The sequence below is a fragment of the Phormidesmis priestleyi ULC007 genome (assembly GCF_001895925.1).
Lineage (GTDB): Bacteria > Cyanobacteriota > Cyanobacteriia > Leptolyngbyales > Leptolyngbyaceae > Phormidesmis_A > Phormidesmis_A priestleyi_A.
This window is the reverse complement of record NZ_MPPI01000001.1, coordinates 381,715-401,273: the sequence shown is the minus strand read 5'-3', so window position 1 is coordinate 401,273 and position 19,559 is coordinate 381,715. Positions and strand designations below refer to the sequence as shown.

Sequence of the window (19,559 nt, the reverse complement as noted above, 5' to 3'; positions counted from 1 at the left end):
AGGGAATAAGATTCTGGCTCCCTTCTCTTTGGGGAATAGGGTGAGAACGGAGTATTTATGCAGGAAGTCTATTGAAGCAGCAGATCCTCTAAAACGTTTCTAAAATCTTCCCGATCAAGTATGCTGAGTTCACGACTCGGTTCTGACGGGGAGCAGCCGTCAGAGGAAACAGGGAAAGTGTAGTGAAACTCTACCGCTGTCCCGCAACTGTGAAGGAAATGAAAAATTAGAAATGAAAAATTTGTAGGATGTGTGCTTCTTACCATTTTTAATTTTGCATTCTCCAAGTCAGAACGCCTGCCGAATCGCCTAACATCGTCTCATTTACGAGGTACAAAATGACGACTCAATCTTATTCTTCAGTTCAGCAAAAAATCGCACAGCGGACGCTATCAGTTCCGGTGCAATCAGCCCTTTACGTCTCACTTTTCGCACTGATCCTGTGGACTGTTTACTTCACCACCTATCCAGCTATTCACGACAAAGTGCATTCACTGCGTCACCACACTGCGCTTGTGAGTTGTCATTAGGGCTGAGATTCAGCCCATTTGTGTTGTGATTGCAGAATAAAACGATGTCAAAGTTCAAGCGTTCAGCGCTTATCAGTGTGATTTGTCTGATAGGAATGATCCTTTATGGTTGGATCGGGTTCTCCCAAACTCCCCAACCTTCTATACGATTAACAACCCGCCCAGTTGTAAGCGAGATTAAACCATTTGAAGCGGAGGCAACCAGCCCCCAACCCCCGGTGCAGTTGACACTGCAAGCAATAGATGAGTCAGGTCATTCTGTAGAAAACGCCAAGATGCGGCTGCAAATTCTGACTCGATCGCAAAACCCCTGGTTCACAACAGATTTCCCGATCTCGGAAGGCACAACGCTGTTAGATCTAGAAGCTCTAGCGCCCAAGGGTGAGCTACAGATTCAACAAATGTTGCCAATTCGAGGAACTTACCAACTGTTGGTAGATGTGATGCCGATCGTCCCCAATGCCTTTGCACCGATTCACCAAACTCTGACTCTATCGGTGCCAGAGAACTGGGTTAAATATCGTAACTTTGGCATTTTGGCAGCAATTTTGCTAGCAGCAGGGCTAGGAGGTGGTTGGTTAATTGGCAGTGGGCAACCCATTCAGCCAGGAGAAATTGCACCGCAACGGGTGAGATTGTTGCTGAGTGGCGTGACTGTGGTGGCGATCGCGGCTCTCCTCTATGTCAACATCAGCGCTGAACTGGGTCAATCTCATAGGTCGATGGCAATGTCTCACATGACAGAAGACGTGCCTACATCCGACAAGCCATCCAAAGTGCAATCTCAGGGTTTAGAGATGCAACTTTCGGGTGACTCAAGTGCTACTGTGGGTCAACTTGCTAAACTGCAAGTCGGTGTAATCGATGTCAAAACCAAGCAACCTGTCACCGATGTAGCTTTACGGATCAAAACCACACAGCTAGAAAATAATTGGGTTGCGTTTGCCTACCAGGGCATTCCAGACAGCACCGGAAAACTCGCATGGCAGCAGCAGTTCTTTGATGGTGCGCCCCATAATATTGAGGTCGAAGTTGCGCCTCAGCCAACCTCTACACGACGGTTTCAGCCATTTCAAGTCGCTCAGAATATTCCTGTAGAAGGCGTTGCGCCGCCGCTGGTTGTTCGATTGATTTCGCTTGCTTACATGACAGGAATCGTAGGCGTTGGTTTGCTGCTAGGACTGTGGCTACAGCGGCGACGAACTCAGCAGTCACCACCCACTTTGAAGCGTAGTTTTTCTTAGGAATCTGGAGCGGCTTTGTTGGGAAGCGATCGCGCTTCAACAATCAACGTCGTGCCCTCTTTGAACGATCGCTCCTTGTTTAGTATCGATTCAATCTAACTATGCACTGGCGAATGCACGAGCGATCGCGCCTGTGAATTTTGCTTTGGGGTGGGGCGATCGCGGCAAATTTATGGATGTGGGCAGTGTTCACCCTACTAACTTCTGTTTATTTATCAATCTTTCAGGTCATCAAAATCAACCGCAGTGTAAAGAATATTATCATCATAGATTCTCTTGAGAACGGCTTTAGCATCTTCATGGTTTTGAACAAAGCGGTTGGCACTGAAGAGTACAAGGTCTCTTAGTGTGTCTTCAGGCAATGAACTTTCAAGAACCTTCCTGAATGCCGCTGCTAACTCCCACTTATATTGATGGCGATCTTTTAAAACTTGCAAAGCTCTTATTGTGGCTTCAAAATAATCAGGTTCTTGGTGATAGAACCTGACAAGAAACTCACTAACAATATCTAAATCATCCTGACTAATCATTGGATTTTTCTTAACGCTCTGGGTGAGCAGTCTCTACTTTGTAAAGGCGTTTCTCGCTGTCTGTGAGTACAATAACTACAACAACATGGTTCAAGGAACCGATTGGAACCGTTTCCATATTTGAACCTAGTTCATAGCCCACACCTAAATTCTGAGAGAACTTATGCTTGATTGGCGGGCGTAATGTTGTCCCAACTTCTAAGGAACCACCATTTTTATCAGTAAAGCCTTTATCGATTTTCTCCTGATTCTGTTCTAATGCTTCCGTTACTGCTTTCTCCATGATCTTTTGATCATAAAACTTAGTCGCTCGAAAAGTTATATTCAAGTGCCATTCTGTATTCAATGCATATTCAATCGCAGATTTGTCGTCTTCTTTAATATTCAACAACCAGCGAAGCTTGCTCTGTATATCTTTCACTTGGGCTTCTAGACCTTGACCTTTATCTCCTTGAATTCTCTTCAAAATTTTCTCAAGTTTGTCTGGCTTAGCCGTTTCAGTTTGTTTCCATAATTCATCAATTGTTTTCCTTATATTTTCAATTTGCTCTTTATAGAGCTTCTCTCTTTTTTCGCGTTCCTCCCGAAATCTTTTCAGCGGCTCTTCAAGACGCTCCTTCAAGTAAACTGAATTAACTCTTGAACCATGTTTAGTTAGAAGATGTACCTTCTTATCCGCATCTTCTGATGATAAGATGTCTTCCTCATGAGCTGCAAAGCCACCAGGAGCTAGCTTGAAGGATACTCCTTTTTTACCACCCAGCTTATGTTTTGGGCCTTTCTCTTCGGGATTAATCTTGGCTTCTATATGGTATTCATCCTCAGCATCTTTGAGTAACTGAAGCGAAGTTAATTTGTACTTCGATTGAATTGTAGGCAGTTTTGTTTTGACGCTGTCGGGGGTTGCATCTTTTTCCGCCATGAGTTTATCCGCTTCACCCACACCTTGGTCAAGGTCAGCTTTCTTTTGCTGATCTGTACGCTCATCTGGTTTATCATCTTTGCTCTTGCCAAATCCAAGAAGTTTGCCAGCAGATTTGACTAAGTTGTAGGCTTTGTTAATCAGCCAATTGATCGCTTTACTGACAGGTGCCTGAACTTTCTCGATGATTTCTCGAACCTTCTTGCTGATGCCAGTGACACCCAGCAGGGCAGCCAGGAAGCTGATCACCACAGGAACGGCTTTGGAGAGGGCATTTTCTACGGCACTGGCGGCAACGCCGATCGCACCCTCGGCGATCGCGCCAACCGAATCAAGCACCGCATTAACCAGGGCAATAATCTGACTGCCCCGCTCGACAAAAAACATGATGATGTCATAGATTGCCTTGCAGGCTTTGATAAAGGCCCCAGCAGGATTGAGTAATCCGATAATCCAGGTGATTCCCGCCTTGATAATGCTGTCGCTAACGAAGGACTTGATGCCTTCAATCACCACATCCTTCAGACTGCTGAGTTGCTCTTTAATGTACTCCCACACTCCCACAATGCCCTGAGTCATTAGAATCTGGAAAATCTCGGCGGTGGTTTCCATCGTCTTGACCACTTTCTCACCCAAGGCTTTCACCGCACGGGCACGAATGAACGCCCAAGTTGCCCCCAGCACTTGCATGACCAGACTGAGAATGCTCTTCAAGTCAAAGCTCTCTGGAATCTGAATCCCGGCTTCTGCGATCGCGCCGAACAACCAGCCCATCAATCCTTTCTGCAAGTGCGAGGCAATATTTCCAACAAAGTTCATGAAGCCCTGTTTCACGCCAGCCACCAGGTTACCCAGAAAGCCGATCGGGTCTTTGATGATTTTGCCAATCACCGAGGCGGCTTTTGACAGCACATCCAAGAGCATATTTTTCAGCGCTAGGATGGTTTTGATCACTCCAGCAATGGCATCAATGGCTTTATCGACCAAGCCGCGGTTTTCGGCTTTCATCTCGTCGATGCGAGTGTCGATCGCCTGCAATTTTTCGTTATATTTTTGGGCTAAAGAATCAATCAGTTGATTTTGCTTATCGTCAACACTTTGCTCTAACTGGTCAAACTGCCCTTGGATTTTTTTGGCATCCTCCTGTAATGCTTTTCGCAAAGAGGGTTCCTGTTCTGATAGCTTCTGCTCAATTGCTTTTTTGCCCTTGGCAATTTCAGCTTTTGCCTCATTTAGCCCCTTTTCGACCAGAATGGAAACCCGATCGAGCACCGCATCCATCTGAGCAATATAAAGCTGTCTGCCCTCTTGATAAAAAGCATTCACTTCACTCGGCAAGCCCAAGAGTTTATCTTTCAACCACAGAATGCTTCCGCCTATCCTGTCATAGCGATCATCCTTGTAGGTCTTCATCCGCCGGGTAACATAATCCTCAAAATTTTGCTGGGCGGCGGTAGCCCCCGAATCAAAGGCTTGGTTGACCTCGGTGTCTAAGCGGGCGAGGCGGTCTTCAGCCGCTTTCTTGGTTTGAGCATAAGCAGTCTGAAGTTCATTCGCAACGTCCTTGCGCTTCTGCTCATCCTGGTTTTTGGCTTGCTGTTGGGCAGTGGTAGTTTTAGTTTGCGCTTGCCCGCGTACGGCGTGCATTCCAGTCAGTTGCGCCTTTGCTGTCGTGACTGCCTGCGCTTGCGCTTGCGCTAATACTCCCTGTTCACCCTGGCGATAGGCTTGAGGAGCGGTGACTGCATCTTTTTGCGCCTGTTGTTTCGCAGTTGCCGCAGTCTTAAAATCCGGCTCGTTCGATTTTTTCAGTTGGCTTTCTGTCACCTCGGCTTGAGCCATTTGTTGGTCAAGAGATTGACTTCCAGCTTGGAGGGATATCTCGGCAGCAGTTTTAGGTTTGGGCGCTGCTTGGGCGGCATTGATCGCTCTGGGAGGGGCACCCGACGGATTAGGCGGTAAGGGCGTGACGGCTTTGGACGCAATGCCGCTGGGGTCGGGGGTGCCTTTGACCTTAGCCTCGATCGCTCCTCCCGACTGCTGTTTGCTGCTAGTCACCTGTCCGGTCAGCTCACCTTTGACAGCCCCAACTTTACCGCTTTCTTTGAAATTGTCGGCTTCCTCCAGATTTTTGGGGGCAGCGGCGGCAATCTTGGCAACGAGGGCAGCTTTGAAGGCTTTGCGGTCAAAGGCTTTGGGTTGCTGCTGATCCATCTGCTGCACCTGTTTGCCTGCGGCCTTACTGGTAACATCGTTCGCAGGAGGCACTGCGGCAGTCTGAGCTTGAGCCGCTTTGCTTTTTGCAGGCTCATGGTGCTTTTGTTGTTTTGCAGCAGCTTTTGCTTTTTTGACCACTGCCTGAAAGGCTGGGTCTTGAGCAGGGGAAGTGGGCGCTTTACTGCCACTCACTTTTTGCTGGATTGTAGGACTGGAGTTTTGAGAAATGGCGATCGCCCCGTTTTTCTGCAACTGCAAGCGAGGGTGCCCAGTCCCACCTTCTGGCTGCGGCTGCACGATTTTGCGCTTCGCTACCAGAGAGGCTCCTGGGTTTTGCTGGATCGTATGGGTTAATTCGTGTGCCAGAAGCCACTTGCCTTGGCTGGTTTGGGGTTCATAGCGTCCAGCGTTGAAGAAAACATCTTGACGTAAGGTAAAGGCTTGAGCGTTGAGTTGGCGAGCAGCCTCACTGGCTTGAGAATCGGTGTGGATGCGGACATTGCTGAGGTCGTAGCCGAAGCGCGGTTCAAAAAAGGCGCGGGTGGAGTCGGGAAGGGGCTGTCCACTGCCGCGCATCGTCTGAATCCGAGTTTCTAGGTTGGAAGTGACAGCAGGCGTTGATTGGGTTGCTTTTGCCTGAATTGGTTCTTCTTCAACCTGTCGCTGAAGCATCTGAACAGGTTCTTTTTCTTCCTCAACTTGCCGTTGCAGCATTTGCACAGGTTCTTCTTTTTCTTCCTGTCGCTGCATGAGTGGCGTGACGCGTCCGATCGGGGCTGCCTGAATCGTTTCTTCTTCAGAAGGTTGGCGCTGCACGATCGGATTAGGCATCCGCATCACAGTATCGGCAACGCGATCAGCTTCTTGCTCATAGGCATCGTTGGGCTGACTGACGCTGAGTTTTGCTTGAATTAACTGAGTGACAGCCCGATTGCCGAGTTGTTGTTGCAGTTGCAGCAGTGGGTGAGAAGCATGAGTCGCGATCGGCGGTTTGGAGGTTGGCGCAGCACTCTGTTGCCGACTGCTTTCGAGGGTGGTAGTTTGATCCGATCGCTGGTCTCCCATAAAACCTTCCCGCTGATGTGAGAATGTTCAAATCCTAGCTTGCAAACTGATAGAAACACGGTTTGTGAAACCATTTGTCAAATTAATGGTTTGGGTGTGTTGCTCAAAATTTCATTCAAACTGGGCTTCTAGATGGTTAATGCGCTCTGTCATGGTGGCGATCGTGGTTTGTTGGGCTTGCATCACTTTCGTTAAAACGGCGATAACGTCCAGCGGCCCAACTGATTTTCTGTCTAAAGATGCCAGCAAATCTGGAACATCTTCTGCAATAAAGCCAGTATGACGGGTTTCTTGAGTGTCTGTTTTATAGCTAAACCTCACCGGATTGAGACCGTTTAACGCTTCGGCCGCTTCCTCAGTGGATAACTCAACAATGTTCTGCTTCAATTCACGAGATGACACAAATCTGCCATTAACAATATCAACTCCTTGGGGATAGTCATTGGCAATGTTAATAATTAACTTGTTACCGTTATCTACTAATGCTCGACAAGGTGATCCTGATGGGTTACCGCTGGGGTTGGTGCGGGCTGAGAGAATCAAATCACCTGCCCCATTGAGTGCCATTAGTCTTATGCCGCCACCGGGGTTGTCTCGTGCATCATTATGACGACCACCCCTAAACCAGCAGTAGTTATCTCCAGACCTGAAGTAAGTGGTGCCGGACTGCACACCAATGCCATAATCTTCAGCCCACAGATTGATCATTTGACGAACCGCAGCGCCAAAACTCAGGCGACCCCCAGGGATACTGACTTCGCCCCCGGTGTCTTGCAGAACCACCTTCCCAGTCGATGCAGCAGAGCGAATATACCAATCTCCCGTTGCGCCCCAGTGAACGTGCGAGAAGTTGGGACCAATATTTGGAGCATAGAATACAGCGGTGTTATTTCCCGCATTTTTTGACGAAGTTTGAACAAAAAGTTTGGCATCTGGTGTCATGTTGCCAATGCCAACATTGCCGCCCCCGGCTGGATTAGCATCGATCGTCATAATGTACTGACCTTCTGCCATATCCGCAAAATAGAAATGGCGATCGCTATGCAAACCAAACAGTAAGTTTCCACCGGGATGAGTTATTGCAGAATGAGCACTCTGACCAAATTTGATTGCTTCGTACCATCCATTCCAGGTCGTAGAGTTAGCGGTCACTGTCAAACTAGAGTTAACTTGCAGCAACCCTGAAGAATGCGTCGATCGTAGACTGCCATGCACTTTCACTTGATCGGTGTCTGCATCACCCAGTTCCAGGTCTCCCTGATGCTGTTCAATATTGCGAAAGGTGGTTGTTCCCGTTACATCCAAGTTGCCTTGCACTGTCAAGTTATTTTGAACCGTCAGCGAACCAGTCAGGGTGCTGTCACCCGCTTGTTTGACCACTCCCGTCAAGGTGGAGCCATCTCCTTGAAAAGATGTAGCTTTAACGGTGCCATTGACCTCCAGTTTGGTGGTTGGCGTAGGGTTGCCAATGCCAACATTGCCGTTGACTAGAATTGATAATTTTTCACTGGCAACCGGAGCATCTGTAAACAGGCGCAGACTCCCGGCAGTGCTAATTTTTCCGTTGCCTTGAAATTGCAGGGAGCGATCGTTATCCAATCTTAGGTCGCTCACATCTAAATCTAACAGACCCAATTCGCTGCAACTCAGTTTGGGCCATTGCTCAAAGACGGCCCCGGCGCATCTAAGTCGAACGCTGTCAAAACTTTCATCTCCAGGCATGTTTGTTCTCCAATTGTAGAATGGGCGATCGTTGTTGATATAACCAATTGTTAGGCTTTATCAGGCTGCAAAAACACTTCAGGATGAGGCGAATGAGCATTATTTTCATCAGAAGTTTTGGCATCGGTCAGGAGTTCTTCTAGCACCTGGATTGCGCCACTAATCCGCAGTAAGGTACTTCTCAAAGCTGCCTGCTTCGTCTCTAAATCTGCCAGCATTGTTTGACCTGACTCAAACTCTGCTTTCAGATCTTTGAGTCGCTGCTCGATTTGTTCTTTCATTATTTTTACCCTATTGTTTGCGAGGCATAAACTCAAACCCTAGAGAGCTACTTGTGGCTCCCTCCGCTGAGACTTCTACGGTGACTGAAACTGTTTCCAGTGACGAGGTTAGTTCAACCGTGGCTTGTCCAGTATTGGTCGTCACCCTTCTCGCCGAAAGTGCGCCTCCGGTTGTTTTGAAATTTAGCGTCAGTTCTTCCGTGAACAGGTCTCCTCTGGCATATTTGACCTCAACTGTGATGGTGGCTTTGCTTTGACCATCTGCAATCAGTTCGGGTAAATCATCGCCATCGGTGTCGATCGCGTCTGTGGCTAAGTAGAGTCTGAGCGGAGTAGGTCTGCGTTCGATGCCAACCGGGGTGCCGCTTTCATCAAACTTTGCCTGCCAGCGATCGGGGTGTAATGCGTATTTGGGAGAATCTTTCACGTGCAAAAATCCCAAGTTAGAGCGATCGCGGTCAGGATACAATTCCTCTAATGTGGGCTGTCGAGAAGTGCCGTTGTCTATCACTTCCATGGCCACACCCACTAGCTCATTAGTGCGTTTATCGTAAACAACAATCATGTTTAAATCTCCTGGTTAATGACGTTTACCATCCACCTTTCTTGGCGAGCGCCACCCCGATCGCCACCACTTTATCCGGAGGGTTTATCGTTACTTTCCCGGTTCCGTCCACAACGACGTTTACAGAAACCGCTTCACCACTTCTAAAGTTGAGAAACTTAATTGAGGCAAAAAATACGCATTCCTCTCTTGTAAAGCCAGAGGGAACAGGAATCGTTTGACCATTTTGAACCGAGGCAGACGCAAACCCAATCCCGGTGACTCTGCCGTTAATGTTGCCTGTTACATCCAAATTGCCGTTGACTTGCAGATAGTCCCACAATTTAACCACTCGCGAGATGCTGCCGCCTGTGCCCTGATTTCTGCCTAAAATCATTAGGGATTCATGACTAGCGGAGTTCTCGATCGCGGCCCAACCCGGCGTGTTACCAATTCCAGTGTGATTGTGGTCTGTTTTGGTGAAGTAAAGATCAGAGTTGCCAGCCCGAATGTCGCCACTCACATCCAATTTGCCTTGCGGTGTTGTGGTGCCAATTCCCACGTTGCCAGCGCTATAAGAAATGCTGCTGCTTGCGCCATTTTGCCACTGACTCGCTGCGACTGAGAGGTTGGTTAAGGCAGAGCCATCGCCGGAAAAGTTGCCTTGAAATAAGTTCGCTTTGACGGTGCCGCTGACTTCTAACTTGGTGGTAGGTGCTGCATTGCCAATTCCAACATTGCCGTTAGGTAAAACGGTCAGTTTTTCGGTGGCAACGGGGGTGTCAGTGAAGATACGAAGACTTCCGGCAGTGCGAATTTGTCCGTTGCCTTGAAATTGCACGGAGCGACCGCCATCCAATCTTAAGTCGCTCACATCCACATCTAACAGACCCAATTCGCTGCAACTGAGTTTGGGCCATTGCTCGAAGTCGGCTCCAGCGGTTCTGAGTCGAATACTGTCAAAACTTTCATCTCCAGGCATGGTTAGTTCTCCTAATTTAAGATGGACGATCGTTCTTCAAACAATGCTTAACTGAACATTAATGAGACTGCCAAAAAACGTCAAACTGAGGTTTACTCAGGTTCATCGGCTACACGATCGATTTGGGCAGGCGGCTCGTTCTCAGTTGCGTTCATAGCTATAGCCATTAGACAGGATTCACGACGGCACGATCGATCGGAAAGGGAATGCGATCGATGGGTATTCTGAATCGACGAGCGCCTGCTCGAAAGGTAATGCCATCTAACGAAATCCAGGCATTGTTGCCTTTCTGCATATAAACTTGTCCATTAGTCAAAATATCAATTCGACCCATTTCATTTGGGTGAGTCGCAACCGCATGTAGCTCCTGGTTTAAGGGTCGGTATCCGACAGGCAGCGTAAAGATTGTGCCAGTTCCCGCTTTAACCAATCCCTTCAAATGAACAATGCCCAAACTGTCCTTAAAGTAGGCAGCAGAATTGTAAGTAGTGTCGTAATTAACCCAGCCATTTTGTAAGGTCGGAGTTTGCCAATCTTCCTGTTCCAGGCTGGTTTCGCCACCTCGAACGACCAGTTTGCGATCGGGGGCAGTCGTGCCAATACCCACATTGCCTGTGATGTCCAAACCGCCATTGACTTGCAGATAATCCCACAGCCGCACATAGCGACCTTTGGAAGTGCCTGCCCTGCCAAGAATCATAAGCGCTTCATAGTCGGCGGCATTTTCGATCGCAGCCCAGCCCACCGTGTTGCCAATTGCAGTGTGATTGTGGTCTGTTTTGGTGAAGTAAAGGTCAGAGTTGCCAGCGCGAATGTCTCCACTCACGTCCAATTTTCCTTGCGGCGTTGGGGTGCCAATTCCCACGTTGCCAGTGCCGTAAGAAATGCTGCTGCTTGCGCCATTGAGCCACTGACTCGCGGCCACTGAGAGGTTGGTTAATCCTGAGCCATCCCCTTGAAAAGATGTGGCTTTGATCGCGCCATTAACCTCTAGTTTTGTGGCAGGTGCTGCTGCTCCAATGCCGACATTACCATCAACGATCAAGTTGTTCTGAAGCGTCAGTGCGCCTGTAATGGTGTCGCCTGTCTTTTTGACTACTCCATCCAGGGTAGAGCCATCGCCTTGAAACGAGGTTGCTTTGATTGCGCCCGTTACTTTTAGATTGACGGGTATTGATAGAGGGTCGGTTGCGATCGTCAGTTCACCTATCTCGGTGCAACTGAGTTTGGGCCATTGCTCAAACTCAGCCCCAATGCGTCTGAGTCGAATACTGTCATAACTTTCATCTCCAGGCATCGGTTTTCTCCTAAACGTTTGAATTCGCCCACAATCTAACTCTCAAGCACGATGTAAATTTTGTATTTCACATCAATTGGAGTCTCGCTCAAATTAGTAAAAGTCACCGTTTGGTTGATGGTTAAATTGGGTGCTGTTCCAGCCGTACTATATTGTTGCTCCCATCGAAATTTAGCTGCGGCAGTGGGCGAAAAAGCGTACACCACTAAAAACGCGCTACTGGCTGAAGCAAGCGGGGCAGTAAAGGCGGGAATTTGCCTACTCTCGCCCCGTGGAATCGTCACAGTGTCAGTACCAGACAGCGACGAAAGGGTTTTTTTCAGCTTCTTCACAGACACAGAATTATCCGCCAAGACTGAACCCGCCGCAACGCGCACACCGCCGTCAAATGAGTCGTTTACGTTCCCTGGTATGTTGCCACTGCCATCTAGCGTGATTCTTGCCAATTGTACGACGCTACTGTCAGGCAGGGCGGTGCTGGCGACGATCGTCGGCTTTTCGGTCACTCGCGTATTGCCCACAAGGGTTGCGGGTGGCGGGGGCTGCGGGTCAGATTCCTTTTCGCCGTAAGTGATCGTGATAAACACCACTGCGTTAGCGGCAGAGGTGCTGGCGGAGGCGCTAAGGTCGATCGCAAAATTGTCCAGTAAAACGAGTTCCTGGCCTTTGCTATCGAGTGCTGTTCCTGGCGTTATGTTCAATTTTTTAGCATCGGTTTTAACGACTTGTAGCCCTTCGGCAACCCCAGAAGTGTGCAACAAACGATTGTGACGACGACGCATATCCAGGTGATATTTCTGCTCGCCTTCAAAATCGACCTCGACCAAAAACTGTTGATTAAAGTAGTTCAAACGTTGAATATCAGCCATCGGTTTCTCCTGTTTTATGCAGTAGGAATGCTTCCCAGTAGCGTGTTCACTCCGACTGTGGAGCGGCTGCCAATTTGCATCGTGTCAGTCCGAATTAAAATCGGCAATTCATAGTAGGTGTGGGCGGGTTTCTGCAAATCGACGATCGCTTGAATAATCTGCCGCTGTCGGGCTAATTCATCGGTCGAAGAAGACTTCATCGTGACTGTAATGCGAAAGCGATGAGGAGTGCCGCCGCCAATCTGAGCAGTGTCGGCGCTGATCGTAGAGGAGACGGTGGAATTGACCCCAATCTGAAACGGACGATCGGGCGCTTCCTCAATAATTGGTAACAATCCAGTGTAGATTTTCAGCAGTTGCGCCAGGTTTTCTTTGGTGCCACGACGCTGATAGAGCGGAACAATTTCCGCTAAAAATCGCTGCTGCTGTCCCGTGTCCCAATCGGCTCGTAAGCTCAGAGCAGTCCAGCCTGATAACCATTGCAGAAAGGCTTTTAAGGTTTTCTCATCGTCGGTAAACAGGGTGTCGATCGCACTGGGATCGAACAGTTTAGACAGGTTAGCGATCGTTTGTTCGAGTCCTTGTTTGGGTTCATCTTTTGCCGCATCTAGCCCGGTGAGAACCTGCTCAAACGCTAGCAAGAACTGCCCCAAAAATGGGTCTTCGCTGAAAATGGCGGGAAGGGAATTCAGGTAGCTGCTGGTGTCGGGCATGGTGATTGTTGAGGTTAATTGATGGGGCGATCGATCTGGACAGTAATATCGGTGTCAGTGAGTTTGGCGACTAATTCATAGGGTTTGATATCGATTCCAACCAATAGATTATTGTTGAGGATTCTGCGATCGACGGCATCGATTTGTAAATCAAACTTGATGTCAGTTGCAGTGTTGTCATTTGCGGTGTAGACATAATCAACGCTAGGAAGTCGATCGAGCAGTTGATAGATTTCTGAAACAAACACATTGCGACCAAAGGGCCAATTCGGTTTGTCGTCTGAAGTCAACGGCGCTAGAAATTGCTTCAACGCCTGCTTGACGGAGTTCTGAAGATCAACATCTCTGACATCGGGCAAGGGAACGACAGTGGTAATGATTTTCAGCTTGCGGAATTGGGCAGCGGCAACATGCAGGTGAGTGGTTAGCAGGCAGCGCGGCTCTAGATCTTTCTGCACGGTGGCAAGAATGTCAGGCAGTTGAGATTCAAACGCAGTTTTGGGCACGATTAGTACGCCCATGTGTCCGGCCCGATCGGTTTCAAAATCCTGCATGAGCAAATTGCGGCGCGGTAGGCACTCGGCACGGGCGACGCGATCGTCTGCTTTCAGCGCTAACTGCTCAAAATCTTTACAGGTGACAGCGCGTTCAATCTGCCGTAGCTGCTGCATGGTTTTTCGGATATCGTTTGCCAGATCGTTGGAGGGTTGCCAGTCGGGCCCGTTTAGCAGTTTGAGAAACGACCCGACATTGGCATCGGTGACGCGGTTTAGCCGATAAATCAGCAGTTCGGTTAAGTAAGCAAACAGTTCAATCAGCGTGATGCCGGGGTCAGAAGGATTGTGGTTTGTCCAGTCTGGCGCGTAGGTGGGAATCAGGCTGCGGGCTTCTTCTACTAAATCGTCGTAGGTGCGATCGTCAAGGTTAGGAAGTTGGAGGGGCATGAGCGTGAGGAGTAGGGTTAGCTTAATCGGGGTCGAAGAAGAGGGTGATCACGGGGTTGCCGGAGTAGACGAGAAAGCGATCGGTTTTTTTGATATCTTGGGTTTTTTTGATATCTTGGGTGTCGGGAGGTGGCTTGACGGTGAGAGTGCGGACGTAATCGACACCGGGAATGGCTTCGATCAGGGCGTAGAAATCGGATAGGTGGGGTTCGCGTCCGAATGCCCAGCCTGTGCCGTCTAAGCCACCTGTGAGCGGATGCAAAAAGCTGGCGAGGGTTTGTTCGACTGCCTGTTTGACGGTGCTTGATCCTTCCAGGGAAGTTAGGGCGATTTCGGCGGTGACATCGACGCGGATATAGAGCGGCCCGACGACGAATAAATCGACGGTGGGCGACGAGTTGGCGTTGAGAAAATCTTGGACGCGGCTGATCAGTTCCAGGCTGGGGAGCGGTTTAGCATCGATCGCAACTCCAGCCGCATCAAGGCGCGATCGCGGCACAATGATCACGCTGACACTGCCGGGAGCTTTGGGTGGCTGTCCAAGTGGGTTTTGCACCGCTTGCGGGTTTTGTCGCAAATTCAGCAACGGTACGCATTTGGCGCGGGCGACTTCAGGAGATGCCAGCATTGCCAGATCTTCGTAGTCTTCCAGGGTCACAGCGCGGTGACTGTGGCGCAGTTCACGAGGGACGCGATCGCGCAGCGAGTCCAGACTTTCGGCATTCGCTCCTCCGGCAGCGGCGATCGGATTCGTAACTTTATCCACGTAGGGAACGGTGGTTTTAAGCTGGACGATCGCGCCTTCTGGCTGATTGCCTGCGGTGCCGCCTCCAGTCTGGTAACGGGCCAGCCGCAGATTGCCAACCCCAATCGGAGGCACCAATCCATTAATGCCATCGCCAACGCGAATCTCCCCAGTCAGTCGATTGAGAACGTAATGACGGCTGCGGGGATTGGACTGGTAGAAATCAGAGACTTCGTGCCAGCGCACCCACACGTCTCGCGAACTGCCCAGCACGTCGGGCGGAATCGCGTCTAGACCTTCTTCGGCTTCTAAATCGATTCGCTCTTGCGCTGAAGGGCGTTCGGGTTCGCGGACTTCAAGCTGCTGCCCGTGCAGGATCGGCGATCGGGTGGCGCGAAATCGCTGATTTTCGGTGCCATCGCTGGAGCCGAGAATTTCGTGGTGCAGGGTGACGGTTTGGGCGGCGATCGTTGTGTTGAGCAAAATTCGTCGCAGCCTCGGTTCTACGTCATAATCGCCGCTGTCCCAACGCACCCGCAGCCAGTAGCGCGGCGGCTGACCAAATTCTTCATGCAGGGCAATATCGGCAGGCGGCAAAAACTCGACTAAGCCAGAGCGGGTGAAGTTTTCGGAGCCATCCTGCACACTCAATTTTGTCCACTGGGTGCCGTTCCAATATTGCCAAGAAAGTTGCAGTCGCTCATTGGCGGGTAGGGCAGTGGCGCTCGTCTCAAAAGTGGCGCTGTAGGAGCGATCGGGTTCGTCGCTTTTTATTAGTTTAAGGATGCCGCGATCGCGGCTATTGGGGGCGGCATTAGCCGGAATGCTGACCTCGATTTTTACCTCCTGAGATTCCCCTGCCGCCAGTGTGATGGTCTGAGTGATCACTCCAGTCTTATTGCTATTCTCAATCTTGCCCCAAACGAGTTGTGGGCGGGGAGGTGGCACTTTGGTCGTATCTAATGCTAATGTTGTCTGCCAAGCGAGTTTAGGTGGATCTGGCTCTGCAATGATTAACGCCAGTCCAGATGCTGAAAGTTCGAAGCTAACCGCGGTAGCTGTGGGGTTGGTCAGGGTAAATGTGTGTGTTGCAGAGTCGCCAGGATTCGCTGTCTGTCGGCTGGTAGTGGGCGATAGGGGCACGAGGTCTTCGCCATACTTCACATCGGCAGCCTGCACAAACAGACTAATTGGACGATTGGGGAAGGGGCGATCGATCGGCACGGCAAATCCCAAATAGAGACTTGGCTTATCAGGCGTGGGGTTGAACGGGGGAAATCGTCGGAATCCGTTATCCGATGCCCGTTTGATGGTTCTGTAAGCAAAGTCATTGTAGGTGAGGATTTTGTCGGGTGCTGACTTGTCAAACACGACCGTATACCCTACCTTGAGCGATCCGATCACAGGTGGCGCAAACGAGGCAGGCTTGAAGTCGTAGCTGGCGGGTTGGCTGTCAGTTTTACGGACGTAGGTGGCTTCTTTGCCGTAGTCGCCTGCCACAATCCGCACCCGAATCCAAAAGTTTTCGATGCCGTTGACGATCGTCGGTTTCAGCGGTTTATTGGGCAGATTAAACTTCACCGAAGGCGCAGGATGTTCACGTAGGGTAAATGCCTGAGTGTTGTCTCGAAAATTGCTGGCGTAGTCGGTCGTGGGCGTTCCTGGATCGAGCCGATTTGAGAGGCCGATCGGTTTCCAAACCGTGTTATCCCAATACTCCCATTGCAGTTTCAGACTTTGGTTGACCGATTCGCCAGTCGGTGTAATGCCCAGATCAGCCAGATTCGTTAAATTGATTTGCAGCGTAATCGCGGCACCGCTTTTCGAGAATGCTTCTCGGTTCGCCAAATAAAATGTGTCGCCAAATTTGGGCTTTTCGCCAAACGGGAAAAACGGCTGAGTCAAATCGATCGGCAGTTGATTGGTGAATGCTGCGTCGATCGCGAGTGGAGAAGGATTGTCGGTGGGTGGAGCGATCGACAGTCGAAACCGAATCGAATTAATCAGCGGCAGTTGAGAAACGCGAACTCTGCCAGTTTGAGGCGTGGCGGAATTGGTAATGGGCGTGTCCGGCTTTAACAGACAGCGCAACCAGCGGCTTTCCTCGGAGGCAACCGTGCTGAGGGGCACCGCCTTAATTTCCGATTGGTTAAAGCTGGGTGAGAAAATGATCTGACAATCGCCATTGGTTGCTGCTGCTGCGAGGTTGCTAGCATTGTTAGGCGCTTCTCCGGGACGTTTATCTTGCCAGATTTGACCGTTCCAAACTTGCCACTGCAACTGTCCGCCGTCTCCTAGCAGTCGTGCCACATTAATCGTCAAAGTCAAGGTCTGAACCTGCGGTGAATCGAGGCTAACATCGGGCAAATCAAATAAGTCGCTCTGCCCGATGTATAAGATGTGAGCGATCGCACGATTCCCGCGAAAAATCGGCACATCCAGAGACGCGGCTGAAGTGGCGTTACCTTCGGTCTGCGAAGCGATCGGGCTATAGTCGGCGTAGAAGTCTTGCTCTGGGTCGCGGACAAGCACCGATGCTAGTTGCGCGGCAGTCACAACTAATTCTCGTTCGGTTTCAAAAATCACGGGGTCTTTCTCGCCTACAGCCGGAGGTGCGGCAACTTGCGTTCCCGGTGGCACGACTGCCTGTGTGCTGCCCGGAGCCAGTGAAAAAGTTAACGGCACACGAGCAGGTTGCGGCGGCAATCGCGACGCGCCGAGCAAATCTAGAAATGCCAGAAAATTCTTATCGGGCACCTGATTGAGCCGCTGAATAATCAGTTCGGCAAACCGGGCAAAGATACCGACTAGTGCCGCCTCGATCGTTTTGTCGTCGGGTTTAAGCGGCGTGGCGATCGGAGGCTTTGCCAGCAGGTCGCGCACCTGTTGGGCAATTTCTTGGGCAGTTCGTGGATCGAGCTTCGGTGGCGTGCTCATAAGCTGGCACTCTTTTCTAGATAGAACGGGTAAACGAGGTTAAACACATTGTTGGTCGATCGCACCCGGTAGTCTACGCTGATCAGCAGCGTTTCGCCTTCTTCGTCCGATCGGGCCATTACATCAATATCCAGTACGTCAAGGCGCGGTTCAAATAGCAGCAGCGCTTCTTGAACTGCCTGTGAGACTCGACCTGCGGTGGCGGCGGTTTTGACCTCAAACACCAGGTTGTAAATCCCACAGCCAAACTCTGGACGCATGACGCGCTCTCCTTTGGCAGTGCCGAGAATGATCACGATCGATTGACGGACGCTTTCTTCATATTCGGCAACGTCTAGACTGCCGTCGCTGGGTTTGACTGGAAATCCTAAGCCGCGTCCGAGAAAGAGTTTGGGCATGGGAGTGAGGAGTAAGTTATCCGATGAATACAGTGCCGACGGCGATGACTTGTCCGATCGGTAAGGCAGCCGGGTCATTACAGGTTTCGGCAATGTCGCCGTTGCGGGCTGCCATTTTGCCGTTGATTTTGACGGTGGGACTGCCGATTTTGATCGTGCCTTGGTTGGCAGGTGGGTTTTGAAAAGCAGTTCCAGGGGGGGTGGGAATGTGCGGCGGCGTGTTGGCTGCGGTGCTGTCAACTGTGGCGGCGGGCAGCCCCATGATGTTGACGTTGCTGCTGAGGTTGCCGTTGATGATGCCTGTGAATGGATGCGGCAATGGAGTCGGCACGGGAGGCGTTCCCGGCACGATAACGATATGGGTATCGATGGCGGTGATGCGATCGTTCTGTTTGGCAGCGGGTTGTCCCATAAGAGTGAGGAGGCTAATCGCTAATAACTTAGGACTTACGCAAACCTCGGAGGTTTTAACCAAGAATCAAGCATTGCGACCAACATAGTGGCTTAAACCGCCGAGGTTTTGGTCAAAATGCGTAAGTCTTGTAACTAATTCAGATTGATTGTTGCGCCTTTGACGTTCATCGTGGCGTTAGCTTTGATGTCCATTCCAGCGTTGGCTTCAATTTTGGTTTCAGCAGTTGATTTGAGTTGAATTTTTTGTGCCTCTAGCTTGATTGCGCCTTTTGGGGCGGAGAGCGTGATGTCTTTGTTGCTGGTGATAGCGATCGTGTTCTCACTGGTATCAATAACAATTTTGTTTTTCTCCGTTTTGTCGATAATTTCGATCGTTTCTTTGCCGTCTTCGTCGTTGAGTCGAATCACGTGGCCGCTACGAGATTTAATTAAGCGGACATTGTTTTTGCCGTCGTCGTTTTTTGCTGGAGGTTTGTCTTTACCGTTCCATAGCGCTCCGATGACGTAGGGAAAGCGCACGTCGCCTTGCTCAAAAATTACCAGCACTTCGTCATCCACTTCCGGTAAGAAATAGAGTCCTCGTTCTTTTCCTGCCATTAAGCTAGTGATCCGCGCCCAGTGGCTTTCGTCTTGATCACTGAGCCAGGGAAATTTCACTTTCACACGCCCCATGCCATCAGGATCTTGATTGTTTGTGACTAGTCCAACGACAGCGCCATGAATTCGACTGGCGATCGTCTGCTGCTCGGTTGTGTCAATTAATACTTCAAATAAATTCATCGTCTCTCCCCCGCAAAAATTATCGATTTGTACTATTTCGCTGCACTGTGAAATGCGTGTAATATCCGCGTGAACTATAGCGATGGCTGGCAGCAGTGACGTAATATTTGCCACTGAATCGCTGCCCGATGCCATCGATTTTGATCACCTTGCCCGCCCGGAGAAGAGGATAACCGTGACACACGCCTTCGCCTTTGATCAGCGTCAGCACGTCGTGATTGAAGCGGGCTTTGGCGAGTTGGTCGGCTTCGGCTTGAGTGCGAACTGGACGATCGCCGACTCGCGCAACAGCCGCACCAAAAGCAGTTTCAGCGATCGCGGCTCCGCTGGTTTGTCCGCCCATTGTCGAGACTTCATCGCCTCGTCTTGCCTGCCCGACAATTTCTTTTTTGTCTTTGAGATTCCAGCCGCGCACGGCAACTTCG

Annotated in this window: 17 protein-coding genes and 1 riboswitch; of the genes, 2 read left to right on the top strand and 15 right to left on the bottom strand. The window is 50.2% G+C overall.

Annotated elements, in window-relative coordinates; translation table 11 throughout:
* The first annotated feature begins 120 nt into the window (after window positions 1-120).
* Window positions 121-319, top strand: a riboswitch (cobalamin riboswitch).
* Between the two features lie 19 nt (window positions 320-338).
* Both BRW63_RS01815 and BRW63_RS01810 read left to right on the top strand, forming a co-directional pair.
* The gene (locus tag BRW63_RS01815) at window positions 339-530 is read left to right on the top strand and encodes a CbtB-domain containing protein (protein ID WP_073069181.1); all 192 of its coding nucleotides are present in this window, start codon (window positions 339-341) and stop codon (window positions 528-530) included.
* A gap of 218 nt (window positions 531-748) precedes the next feature.
* Window positions 749-1,774, top strand: a complete 1,026-nt coding sequence (locus BRW63_RS01810; protein ID WP_223257263.1) for a hypothetical protein — start codon at window positions 749-751, stop codon at window positions 1,772-1,774.
* 215 nt (window positions 1,775-1,989) lie between these two features.
* On the opposite strand, the gene BRW63_RS01805 is transcribed toward BRW63_RS01810, so the two are convergent.
* The 15 genes from BRW63_RS01805 to BRW63_RS01735 all read right to left on the bottom strand — a co-directional run.
* Entirely contained in the window at window positions 1,990-2,304 is a 315-nt protein-coding gene (locus tag BRW63_RS01805; protein ID WP_073069179.1) for a hypothetical protein, read from the bottom strand.
* Window positions 2,305-2,314: 10 nt separating this feature from the next.
* Window positions 2,315-6,508 (bottom strand): eCIS core domain-containing protein, encoded by a 4,194-nt coding sequence (locus tag BRW63_RS01800; RefSeq protein WP_073069178.1) that lies wholly within the window; start codon window positions 6,506-6,508, stop codon window positions 2,315-2,317.
* A 111-nt stretch (window positions 6,509-6,619) separates the two neighbouring features.
* Complete coding sequence (locus tag BRW63_RS01795; protein ID WP_073069177.1) at window positions 6,620-8,230, bottom strand: tail fiber domain-containing protein; 1,611 nt, start codon at window positions 8,228-8,230, stop codon at window positions 6,620-6,622.
* Between the two features lie 50 nt (window positions 8,231-8,280).
* On the bottom strand, window positions 8,281-8,511 hold the full coding sequence (locus BRW63_RS01790; protein ID WP_073069176.1) for a hypothetical protein: 231 nt from the start codon (window positions 8,509-8,511) through the stop codon (window positions 8,281-8,283).
* A 10-nt stretch (window positions 8,512-8,521) separates the two neighbouring features.
* Window positions 8,522-9,076, bottom strand: a complete 555-nt coding sequence (locus BRW63_RS01785) for an Ig-like domain-containing protein (protein ID WP_073069175.1) — start codon at window positions 9,074-9,076, stop codon at window positions 8,522-8,524.
* A 25-nt stretch (window positions 9,077-9,101) separates the two neighbouring features.
* On the bottom strand, window positions 9,102-10,037 hold the full coding sequence (locus BRW63_RS01780) for a hypothetical protein (protein WP_073069174.1): 936 nt from the start codon (window positions 10,035-10,037) through the stop codon (window positions 9,102-9,104).
* A gap of 166 nt (window positions 10,038-10,203) precedes the next feature.
* Complete coding sequence (locus tag BRW63_RS01775; protein ID WP_073069173.1) at window positions 10,204-11,334, bottom strand: hypothetical protein; 1,131 nt, start codon at window positions 11,332-11,334, stop codon at window positions 10,204-10,206.
* Between the two features lie 35 nt (window positions 11,335-11,369).
* Window positions 11,370-12,203: a hypothetical protein gene (locus BRW63_RS01770; RefSeq protein ID WP_073069172.1), complete on the bottom strand. Its 834-nt coding sequence runs from the start codon at window positions 12,201-12,203 to the stop codon at window positions 11,370-11,372.
* Window positions 12,204-12,217: 14 nt separating this feature from the next.
* Window positions 12,218-12,916 (bottom strand): phage tail protein, encoded by a 699-nt coding sequence (locus BRW63_RS01765; RefSeq protein ID WP_073069171.1) that lies wholly within the window; start codon window positions 12,914-12,916, stop codon window positions 12,218-12,220.
* A 14-nt stretch (window positions 12,917-12,930) separates the two neighbouring features.
* Complete coding sequence (locus BRW63_RS01760) at window positions 12,931-13,860, bottom strand: baseplate J/gp47 family protein (protein ID WP_073069170.1); 930 nt, start codon at window positions 13,858-13,860, stop codon at window positions 12,931-12,933.
* 22 nt (window positions 13,861-13,882) lie between these two features.
* On the bottom strand, window positions 13,883-17,542 hold the full coding sequence (locus tag BRW63_RS30140; protein WP_073069169.1) for a putative baseplate assembly protein: 3,660 nt from the start codon (window positions 17,540-17,542) through the stop codon (window positions 13,883-13,885).
* Window positions 17,539-18,018: a GPW/gp25 family protein gene (locus BRW63_RS01750; protein ID WP_223257262.1), complete on the bottom strand. Its 480-nt coding sequence runs from the start codon at window positions 18,016-18,018 to the stop codon at window positions 17,539-17,541. Before BRW63_RS01750 ends, BRW63_RS30140 begins: the two co-directional genes overlap by 4 nt.
* Window positions 17,957-18,352: a PAAR domain-containing protein gene (locus BRW63_RS01745; RefSeq protein ID WP_073069167.1), complete on the bottom strand. Its 396-nt coding sequence runs from the start codon at window positions 18,350-18,352 to the stop codon at window positions 17,957-17,959. The genes BRW63_RS01750 and BRW63_RS01745 overlap by 62 nt, the downstream gene beginning before the upstream one ends.
* A gap of 134 nt (window positions 18,353-18,486) precedes the next feature.
* Window positions 18,487-19,134 carry a phage baseplate assembly protein V gene (locus tag BRW63_RS01740; protein WP_073069166.1) on the bottom strand — a complete coding sequence of 216 codons (648 nt, stop codon included), beginning with the start codon at window positions 19,132-19,134 and terminating at the stop codon, window positions 18,487-18,489.
* A gap of 19 nt (window positions 19,135-19,153) precedes the next feature.
* Window positions 19,154-19,559 (bottom strand): hypothetical protein (locus tag BRW63_RS01735; protein ID WP_317615778.1); only part of this gene is annotated, 406 nt, incomplete at its 5' end.